The organism is Rhodococcus sp. (in: high G+C Gram-positive bacteria) (assembly GCF_049591685.1).
In the GTDB taxonomy this organism is placed as follows: domain Bacteria; phylum Actinomycetota; class Actinomycetes; order Mycobacteriales; family Mycobacteriaceae; genus Rhodococcoides.
Map to the genome: position 1 here is coordinate 1 of NZ_JBAWFH010000542.1, position 3,819 is coordinate 3,819.

Below are 3,819 nucleotides of genomic sequence, written 5' to 3' on the forward strand. Positions count from 1 at the left end.
GCGTGCATCGGGAGAGGGCGCTCCCGAGCGGCGGAAGAGTCCGGGTCGCCGACTTGTCACCGTCCCGATAGTACTGACGGGAACTTCTCGGCGTGGGGTGCGCGTTGGCGTAGAGAACGCGGACGAAAACTGACCAATCGGACACCGGACCAGTACGGTGATTGCCGGCAGGAAAAAAGAATTGCGAAAGGACCTCTCATGGGCGTCAGCCTCAGCAAGGGCGGCAATGTCTCACTCACGAAGGCGGCACCGAACCTGACTGCTGTCACAGTCGGACTCGGATGGGACATCCGCTCGACCACCGGTACCGACTTCGACCTCGACGCGAGTGCAATCGGCCTGGGCGCCGACAAGAAGGCACTCAGCGACCAGCACTTCGTCTTCTTCAACAACCTCAAGACCCCCGACGGCTCGATCGAGCACACCGGCGACAACCTCACCGGTGAAGGTGAGGGTGACGACGAGCAGATCAAGGTCGACCTGGCCGCCGTGCCGCCGAACGTCGATTCGGTCGTCTTCCCCGTCTCGATCTACGACGCCGATGCCCGTTCGCAGTCGTTCGGTCAGGTCCGCAACGCGTTCATTCGCGTCGTGAACCAGGCGGACAACAACGAGCTCGCGCGCTACGACCTCACCGAGGATGCGTCGACCGAGACCGCGATGGTGTTCGGCGAGCTGTACCGCAACGGCGCGGAGTGGAAGTTCCGTGCAGTCGGGCAGGGCTACGCCTCGGGCCTGTCCGGTATCGCCCGCGATTTCGGAGTAAACGTCTAGTAAAGACGTTCCCAAGATTGGGAATAGCCCCGTCTCGTCGTCCATGATGAGGCGGGGCTTTCTGCTTGTCGGACCGCTCCGAGACACTGCTCCGGCAACAGAAAGGCCACCTTCCCGTGGTTCTGCGCATCTTCGGTTGGTCCATCGGGGTCACCATCGCCTCGGTGATCGTTGCCTTCATCTACGGCGGCTGGCAAGCACTCTTCCTGGTGCTGATCCTCGGTATCCTCGAGGTGTCACTGTCCTTCGACAACGCCGTCATCAATGCCACCGTCCTACGCCGCATGAGCGAGTTCTGGCAGAAGATCTTCCTGACGATCGGCATCATCATCGCCGTCTTCGGTATGCGACTGCTCTTCCCGCTCGTCATCGTCTGGGCGGCGTCCGGCCTCGGCCCCGTCGCCGCGGTCGACCTCGCCCTCAACCCGCCACCGAACGACGCCGCGTACTTCGAGGACGGTCGTCCGAGCTACGAAACCCTGCTGACCGACGCGCACCCGCAGATCGCGGCGTTCGGCGGCATGTTCCTGCTCATGCTGTTCCTCAACTTCATCTTCGAAGACCGCGAGATCACCTGGCTCAGCTGGCTCGAGAAGCCCCTCGCGAAAATCGGCCGACTCGACCAGCTCTCGGTCGTCGTCGCCAGCGTCGTCCTCGTTCTCACCGCTGAGTTCCTGGCCGAGGACGAGAAGATCTCGACCGTCATGGTCGCGGGTGTTCTCGGCATGATCACCTATATCGCGGTCAACGGACTCGGCGAACTCTTCCACGTGGAGGACGCCGAAGCGGCGGAGGAAAGTGTCGACGTCTCCGCAGGCGCACCCGCGTCGGCAGCGTCACCGAACGAACCCGCCACCGAGAGCACGTCGGTGTCGAAGTCCTCGGGTGGTCCGTCGGACCTGGCCAAGGCAACCGGCAAGGCCGGATTCTTCCTGTTCCTCTACCTCGAGGTACTCGATGCATCCTTCTCGTTCGACGGCGTCATCGGCGCATTCGCCATCACCGCCGACCCGATCATCATCGCCCTCGGCCTCGGCTTCATCGGCGCGATGTTCGTTCGCTCGATCACGGTCTTCCTGGTTCGCAAGGGCACGCTGTCGGACTACGTGTACCTCGAACACGGTGCGCACTGGGCCATCGGCGCGCTTGCCGCCATCCTCATGGTGTCCATCGGCGTACACATCAACGAGATCATCACCGGACTCGTCGGTGTGTTCTTCATCGGCGCAGCGTTCATCAGCTCCGTCGTGCGGAACCGCCAACTGGAAGCCAAGGGGCAAGACACCCACATGCACGTGTAGTCACCAGTCGTCGAGCTTCGTCAGGCCGTCCTGTATCGCGCGAGCGAACAGGGCGGCCTTCGTCGATGCAGGCCTGCCCGCGGCCGCATATTTCTGGCGGATTCGAGTGAGATGCGTGTTGATCGTTCCCACCGAGATGTCGATCGAGCGCGCGGCATCGATCTTCGAATCCGAACCGAACCACGCGATCATTGCTTCGATCTCCCGCGCACTCAGTGGCGGCATGCTGTACACGCGCGGGGCGCGTCTACAGGTCGGCGATGTCGACGAGGCCGTCCTGCAGCGCCCGCGCGACGAGCGACGCCTTGGTCGAGGCCGCGCGCCCGACTGCCGCGTATTTCGCGCGAATGCGGGTGAGGTGCGTGTTGACTGTGCCGAGGGACAGGAACAGCGATTTCGCGACCTCGGTCTTGGAGTCGCAGTGGATCCAGCCGGTGAGCACCTGAATTTCCCGCTGCGTCAACATCGGACGCGGATGGATGGGAGCCTGCGTGACCGGGGCGGTCGGCGGCGGGACCAGAGAGAACGGCCGTCGCGACATAGCGCTCGACCGTCCGAATGTCGTGTCGGATGCTGCGGTGTTCGAGCTGGCTACCATCTGTGTCTCCCCGGTTCCACGGTCGTGTCCCAGCACAACCAATCGCATTGATGATCTTCACAGGTGAGCTCCGGCTTGTCTGCCCGCAAAAGTAGGGGCATTGAAACATCAACCATGAATTTTATCGGTCCGCCGATGAGAGTTCTGTTCCGTCGAATCCGATCTCGCGACGCAGGTCGGCGGAGTCTCCGCTGCTCAGAACCGACGCCAGTGTCGTCCGTCCGGCCGGAAGTATTCGCGCAGTGACGGTGCCCGATCGGGCCGCGTCGAGCGCAGCCGCGACTTCCGATCGCACCCGGCGCCCGGCATCGGCACCTGCCGCCTCGAGACCACCGTCGTCGAGAAGAACGACGTGCACACCGCGTTGTCGGGCAGCGCGCGCGGCCTGCTGCACCCATTCGTCGATCAAGCCCGGGGCGCGGAGGCCGTCACGCAGTGCGGCCTCGAGCAAGCCACACGCGGCTCGTTCTTCCGGGTCCAGTCGGTCGCCCGCCGCGATGCGCATCAGCAGCGGTCTGGCGAGGACGCCCAGCCGCTCGAGTTGAGAGTCGCGTTCGTCGAGTGCTGCGATGGTGGCCGCGTTCTCGGCTGCCCGCCTACGCGACTGCTCGCGGAGTTCGAACACTGCTTTGGCGACGGGACGGAAGGTGAGCGCGAAGAACGTCGCCATTGCGAGCGGGGCATAGTTGATGACCGACATCGAAATGCCCGTGACCGCGCCCTGTCCGGTGCTCCACGTCCACGCCACGCACACTGCGACGGTTGCCGTCATGCCCGCCCAGGCTGCAGTGGTACGGCCACGCACGCAGATGAACGCGAACAATGCGGTCGATGCGCTGAGCGGCCACGGCTGAAGCGCATTATGTGGCGGAACGGGCAGCTGCCACAGCACGACGGCAGTGGCGATCGGGCCGGCTGCAGCGATGGCCGTGGCGACTCGGACGGGCAGCGGATCACCGGGCCATGCGACGAGAGCCCCGGCCGCGACGGACACGATGACCACCGCGAACTCGACGGCGACAAGGCTTTTCACACCGGCCGACGCGGTCGTCGCGATGAGCGTGTACGTCGCGAAGAACACCAGCACCGTCCACCTCGCACTGACGGAGTTCATGCCGAGGAACCTCCGCGGATCCTGTTCCGCGT

The 3,819-nt window shown here is 64.2% G+C and carries 5 protein-coding genes; 2 read left to right on the forward strand and 3 right to left on the reverse strand.

Going from position 1 to position 3,819, the window contains the following annotated elements; translation table 11 throughout:
* Window positions 1–198 precede the first annotated feature (198 nt).
* Together WBQ44_RS22190 and WBQ44_RS22195 are read left to right on the forward strand one after the other, a co-directional pair.
* Window positions 199–774: a TerD family protein gene (locus WBQ44_RS22190; protein ID WP_495568818.1), complete on the forward strand. Its 576-nt coding sequence runs from the start codon at window positions 199–201 to the stop codon at window positions 772–774.
* A 116-nt stretch (window positions 775–890) separates the two neighbouring features.
* Complete coding sequence (locus WBQ44_RS22195; RefSeq protein ID WP_495568822.1) at window positions 891–2,075, forward strand: DUF475 domain-containing protein; 1,185 nt, start codon at window positions 891–893, stop codon at window positions 2,073–2,075.
* Here WBQ44_RS22195 and WBQ44_RS22200 read toward each other — a convergent pair whose 3' ends face one another.
* From WBQ44_RS22200 to WBQ44_RS22210, 3 genes are all read right to left on the reverse strand, one after another.
* Complete coding sequence (locus tag WBQ44_RS22200) at window positions 2,076–2,300, reverse strand: LuxR C-terminal-related transcriptional regulator (protein WP_495568819.1); 225 nt, start codon at window positions 2,298–2,300, stop codon at window positions 2,076–2,078.
* 22 nt (window positions 2,301–2,322) lie between these two features.
* Window positions 2,323–2,673, reverse strand: coding sequence for a response regulator transcription factor (locus tag WBQ44_RS22205; RefSeq protein WP_495568820.1), 351 nt, complete (start codon window positions 2,671–2,673; stop codon window positions 2,323–2,325).
* Window positions 2,674–2,794: 121 nt separating this feature from the next.
* Window positions 2,795–3,819 (reverse strand): DUF8320 family protein (locus tag WBQ44_RS22210; RefSeq protein ID WP_495568821.1); only part of this gene is annotated, 1,025 nt, incomplete at its 5' end.